Source organism: Microbacterium sp. BF1 (assembly GCF_019279095.1).
In the GTDB taxonomy this organism is placed as follows: domain Bacteria; phylum Actinomycetota; class Actinomycetes; order Actinomycetales; family Microbacteriaceae; genus Microbacterium; species Microbacterium maritypicum.
In genome coordinates this window covers 1-5,336 of the sequence record NZ_JAGYWT010000157.1, presented here as the reverse complement: position 1 = coordinate 5,336, position 5,336 = coordinate 1, and the positions used below count along the sequence as shown (strand labels likewise).

The 5,336-nt window shown below is 67.2% G+C and carries 7 protein-coding genes; 3 read left to right on the top strand and 4 right to left on the bottom strand.

Annotation, left to right across the window (positions count from 1 at the left end):
* Both KZA10_RS07480 and glgC read right to left on the bottom strand, forming a co-directional pair.
* The coding region (locus KZA10_RS07480; RefSeq protein WP_218682548.1) for an HAD-IB family phosphatase at nucleotides 1-377 on the bottom strand (377 nt) is incomplete at its 3' end.
* 49 nt (nucleotides 378-426) lie between these two features.
* Nucleotides 427-1,668: a glucose-1-phosphate adenylyltransferase gene (gene glgC, locus KZA10_RS07475; protein WP_218682547.1), complete on the bottom strand. Its 1,242-nt coding sequence runs from the start codon at nucleotides 1,666-1,668 to the stop codon at nucleotides 427-429.
* A 46-nt stretch (nucleotides 1,669-1,714) separates the two neighbouring features.
* Here glgC and glgA point away from each other — a divergent pair, with 46 nt between their 5' ends.
* From glgA to KZA10_RS07460, 3 genes are all read left to right on the top strand, one after another.
* Nucleotides 1,715-2,899, top strand: coding sequence for a glycogen synthase (gene glgA / locus KZA10_RS07470; protein ID WP_218682546.1), 1,185 nt, complete (start codon nucleotides 1,715-1,717; stop codon nucleotides 2,897-2,899).
* Between the two features lie 17 nt (nucleotides 2,900-2,916).
* A complete protein-coding gene (locus KZA10_RS07465) occupies nucleotides 2,917-3,702 on the top strand; it encodes an ABC transporter ATP-binding protein (protein ID WP_017830425.1) in 786 nt (261 codons plus the stop codon).
* A 91-nt stretch (nucleotides 3,703-3,793) separates the two neighbouring features.
* On the top strand, nucleotides 3,794-4,051 hold the full coding sequence (locus tag KZA10_RS07460; protein ID WP_017830426.1) for a type B 50S ribosomal protein L31: 258 nt from the start codon (nucleotides 3,794-3,796) through the stop codon (nucleotides 4,049-4,051).
* A 54-nt stretch (nucleotides 4,052-4,105) separates the two neighbouring features.
* On the opposite strand, the gene KZA10_RS07455 is transcribed toward KZA10_RS07460, so the two are convergent.
* Both KZA10_RS07455 and KZA10_RS07450 read right to left on the bottom strand, forming a co-directional pair.
* The gene (locus KZA10_RS07455) at nucleotides 4,106-4,390 is read right to left on the bottom strand and encodes a hypothetical protein (RefSeq protein WP_141387671.1); all 285 of its coding nucleotides are present in this window, start codon (nucleotides 4,388-4,390) and stop codon (nucleotides 4,106-4,108) included.
* Between the two features lie 55 nt (nucleotides 4,391-4,445).
* On the bottom strand, nucleotides 4,446-5,336 hold an 891-nt coding region (locus KZA10_RS07450; protein ID WP_218682545.1), incomplete at its 5' end, for an alpha/beta fold hydrolase.

Below are 5,336 nucleotides of genomic sequence, written 5' to 3'. Positions count from 1 at the left end.
GCGACGTCGAGGCGGTTCGCTCGCCAGCGATCGACGCCGAGCTCGGGGGCGACGCTGTCGAGGATCTCGTGGAAGCCTCCCGAGACGACGCCGACGACACCTCCGCGGTCGTGGACGGCCGCGGTGAGTTCACGTACCCCGGGGGTGGGCTCGATCCGTGCCCGGACACGCTCGAACGCCGAGACGGGAACGCCTTCGAGTGCCGCCACTCGGGAGCGCAGGCTCGTCGCGAAATCGACCTCGCCGCGCATCGCCGCCTCCGTAGCGGCCTGCACTTCGGAGCGCCGTCCGGCTTCGTCGGCAAGCAACTCGATCACCTCATTGCGGATGAGGGTGGAATCGGCATCGAGGACGACGAGGAAACGCGCGGCAGTCACCCGTCGAGCCTAGCGATCACCGGGACGGTCGGCGTGCTCCGTGACGCACTCAGCGTTCGATGAAGACGCCCTTGCCGACGACCGTGATGCCGGATTCGGTGACGGTGAAACCACGGGCCAGGTCGCGTTCGCGATCGACGCCGACCGTCGCGCCATCGGCCAGCACCACGTTCTTGTCGAGGATCGCCCGATGGATGCGCGCCCCCTGCCCGACGTGCACGTGGTCGAAGACGACCGAGTCCGTGATGGTCGATCCGCCCCCCGCCAGGGTCCACGGACCCACAACGCTGCGTTCCAGGTGGGTACCGGACAGCACGGATCCGAGCGAGACGATCGAGTCGATCGCGTTGCCGATGCGACCGACCGAGTCGCGGACGAACTTCGCCGGCGGGGAGTTGACAGCCTGCGAGTGGATCGGCCACTCCATGTTGTAGAGGTTGAAGATGGGCAGGGTGGAGATCAGATCGCGGTGCGCGTCGTAGAACGAGTCGATCGTCCCCACGTCTCGCCAGTACGAGCGGTCGCGCGGCGAGGAGCCGGGGACCTCGTTCTGCTTCATGTCGTAGTAGCCGGCCTCGCCGCGCTCGACGAAATAGGGGACGATGTCGCCACCCATGTCGTGCCCCGACACGGGGGACTCCCCGTCTGCCTCGACGGCGGCGATCAGCGCGTCGGCGTCGAAGATGTAGTTGCCCATCGAGGCGAGCACCTCGTGGGGGGAGTCCTCGAGACCTGCGATGTCGGTCGGCTTCTCCAGGAACTGCTTGATCCGTCCCGATTCCGCGTCGGCGTCGATCACGCCGAACTGCGACGCGAGGGCGAGCGGCTGACGGATGCCGGCGACGGTCGCTTTCGCGCCGGACTCGATGTGGGCTTCGAGCATCTGACGGAAGTCCATGCGGTAGACGTGGTCGGCGCCGATCACCACGACGATGTCGGGCTTCTCGTCGTTGATGAGGTTCATGCTCTGCAGGATCGCGTCGGCAGAGCCGGAGAACCACCGCTTGCCCAGGCGCTGCTGCGCGGGCACGGACGTGACGTACGAGTCGAGCAGGGCCGACATCCGCCACGTCTGCGAGATGTGCCGGTCGAGGCTGTGGGACTTGTACTGCGTCAGCACGACGATCTGGCGCAGTCCCGAATTGATGAGGTTCGAGATGGCGAAGTCGATGAGCCGGTACTGTCCGCCGAACGGCACTGCGGGTTTCGCTCTGTCGACCGTGAGGGGCATGAGGCGCTTGCCCTCGCCGCCGGCGAGGATGATCCCGAAGACCTTCTTTGGAGCGGACATGGCTCCACCATAGATGCCTTCGTCGTCGCTGTACTAGCGTTCAGACATGCGAGTTGAAATGATCACGAAGGAGTACCCGCCGGAGGTCTACGGCGGTGCCGGCGTGCACGTCGCCGAGCTCGTCGCGGCCCTCAGGGAGCACGTGGACGTGCAGGTGCGCGCGTTCGGCGCTCCCCGAGACGAGGCGGGTACCTTCGCGTACCGCACGCCCGTGGAGCTCGCGGGGGCGAATGCCGCATTGCAGACGCTCGGCACCGATCTGGAGATCGTCTCGGCCATCACCGACGCCGACCTGGTGCACAGTCACACCTGGTACGCGAACTTCGCCGGTCACCTCGCCTCCCAGCTGCACGGCATCCCGCACGTCCTCACAGCGCACAGCCTCGAGCCCCTGCGGCCGTGGAAGGCGGAGCAGCTCGGGGGCGGTTACGCCGTCTCGAGCGGGATCGAGCGACTGGCCTATGAGAACGCCGCAGCCGTGATCGCCGTGAGCGCAGGGATGCGCGCCGACATCCTGCGCAGCTACCCGCAGGTCGACCCGGCGAAGGTCCGGGTGATCCACAACGGAATCGACGTCGAACGCTGGCGCCCTGTGCAGGACGAGTCGTTCCTGCGCTCGATCGGGATGGATCCGGACCGTCCTTCGGTGGTCTTCGTAGGACGCATCACGAGGCAGAAGGGGCTGCCCTATCTGCTGCAGGCTGCGCGGCTGCTCCCTCCGGAGGTGCAGCTAGTGCTCTGCGCCGGCGCTCCGGACACGCCGGAGATCATGGCCGAGGTGCAGGAGGGGGTGCGCCTGCTCCAGCAGAACCGCGACGGCGTGATCTGGATCGAGCGGATGCTGCCGCGGGACGAACTGTCCGCCATCTTGACGGCAGCGACGACGTTCGTCTGCCCGTCGATCTACGAGCCGCTGGGCATCGTGAACCTCGAGGCCATGGCGTGTGGTGCTGCCGTGGTGGGAACGGCGACCGGCGGGATCCCGGAGGTCGTCGCCGACGGCGTCACCGGGCGTCTCGTCCCGATCGAGCAGGTACAGGACGGCACGGGCACACCGGTCGATCCGCAGCGTTACATCGCGGATCTGGCCGCCGTGCTCACCGAGGTGGCGATGGATCCGGAGGGAGCACGCGCCTACGGCGAGGCCGGACGCGAGCGGGCGCGCAACGAGTTCAGCTGGGCGGCGATCGCCGAGACGACGCGCGCGCTCTACGCGGAGCTGACCGCCTGAGCCGATAGGCTGGGGACATGCCGAGCGCTCTGGAATTCACTGACGTCGTCGTGCGCCGTGAGGGGCGCAACATCATCGATCACGTGACCTGGCAGGTCGACGATGATCAGCGATGGGTGATCCTCGGCCCGAACGGCGCGGGCAAGACGACGCTCCTGCAGCTGGCCGACACGCTCATGCACCCGACCGCCGGAACGGTGACGGTGCTGGGGGAGACCCTCGGCCGCACCGACGTGTTCGAGGTGCGTCCACGTATCGGGTTCGCCTCCTCGGCGATGGCCAAGCGGGTCCCTCGTGACGAGACGGTCCTCAACACCGTGCTCACTGCCGCCTACTCGGTGCTCGGCCGATGGAACGAGAGCTACGAGGACATCGATGAGCGTCGCGCGCTCCGTGTCCTCGCCGACTGGCGCCTCGACCACCTGGCCGACCGCACCTTCGGCACGCTCAGCGACGGCGAGCAGAAGCGCGTCCAGATCGCGCGCGCCGTGATGACCGACCCGGAGCTCCTGCTGCTCGACGAGCCCACGGCATCGCTCGATCTCGGCTCCAGAGAAGAGCTCCTCGCGCTCCTCAGCGGCTACGCCTCCTCCCCGACGACCCCGGCCATGCTCATGGTGACGCACCACGTGGAGGAGATCCCCGTGGGGTTCACCCACGTCATGCTGATCCGCGACGGTGCCGTCGTGGCTGCAGGACCGATCGCCGAGACGCTCACCGCGGAGGCGCTCACCGACACCTTCGGCATGCCGATCGTGCTCACCAGCGAAGACGGACGCTACGCGGCACGCGCAGCATCCTGATGAGCGTCTGATAGAATCGACCCTTGGTGCTCTCTGCACCGCAGACTTCCCTCGTCCCTGGCACAATCCAGGGCAGCAACTAAGGAATCCCATGAAGACTGACATTCACCCCGAGTACAAGGCTGTCGTGTTCCGCGACCTCGGATCGGGCGAGACGTTCCTCACCCGTTCGACCGTGTCGAGCGACAAGACCATGGAGCTGGACGGCGTGGAGTACCCCGTCATCGACGTCGAGATCTCCTCGGCTTCGCACCCGTTCTACACGGGCAAGCAGCGCATCATGGACTCGGCCGGCCGCGTCGAGAAGTTCAACCAGCGTTTCAAGGGCTTCGGCGGCTCGTCCAAGTAACGACCGTCACGAAGAAGGCCCCATGCTCCTCGGAGCGTGGGGCCTTCTTCGTTCTCAGATGTCGATGATGATGCGGCCTGCGTCGATCCTGTTTGGAGGGTCTCCGGGCGAGGGCGCCGGTGCCGTTCGTCGCGTCTGCCTGTCGCGCTCCTGGCTCGCCTCGTGAGCGGTAGGCGACCACACGCTATCGAAGACTCCCACCAGCCCGCCGTTCGCGACGTGCTCGTACTTCTTCTCGACCGGTTTACGCGAGAAGGTGTGCATCATGCCGAAGACAAGCAGACCGGGCCCCATTGCGAGCACGAGTACCAGCGTCGACCATGCCATCACGTCCTTCATGGCACCAGAGTAGGCGCCAGGCGTGCGGACGGCATCCTCCTCGAGGAGGAGAAGCTCAGCGCACGCGGCGGCCGTGGGCGAGGTCGATCAGGTGGGACAGCACCGGTCCGCTGCGCAGGCCGTTGTGCTCGTGCTCACTCGTCTGCCAGAGCTGCACGCCCGGGAGCAGCTTCGCGGTCTCGAGAGAGAACTCGTAGGGCACGTAGACGTCGTTGATGTAGACCGCGGCCGCACCGGTCGCACCCGATGCCGAGATGGCGGCGGCATCGTAGATGCTCGGCCACTCGAACTCGGCGAGGTGGAGGGCGACATCGCGCCACGGCTGGAACGCGGGCACCGTCTCGGTCCACTCGCGGCGGATGTGCTCGCCGGTGAACAGCGTCGGGTCGTCGCGGAAGTCTGTCGGCTCGGTGCGCTCGGCCGACCAACGGGTGGCATGGCCGTCGGCGTAGCTCGATTCGTGGAACGCGAAGTACAGCGGGTTGCGGCCGTCGTAGGGCATCGCGTGCATCAGGTCGTACCGGAAGGCGTTCGAGGACGGATCGCGCTCCAGGATCGACCACAGGGTCTGCCACCCGTCGTTGGTGCCCAGCGCCGACCCCACCGACCGCAGGCGCGAGCGGGAGACCACCTCGCCGTCGGGAAGGACGATGCCACCGGCATCCGCAAGATCGACGAGTCGCCGCATGGCGTCGCGGTGCTCCGGGAATCGGCGGTAGTAGCGCTCGGACGCGTCGCGCATCTTGTCGTAGCAGAGCGCGTAGACATCGTCGGGGTGGCGTCCGACGGCGCTGAGACCACCCGTGATGAAGACGTCTTCGAGAGCGGCGGCGTCGGTGGAGAGGTAGGCCAGGGTCGTGAAGCCGCCGAACGACTGCCCGAGCACGCTCCACGTGGTGGCGCCCAGGTGCTCCCGCATCGCCTCGCAGTCGCGCACGATCGCGTC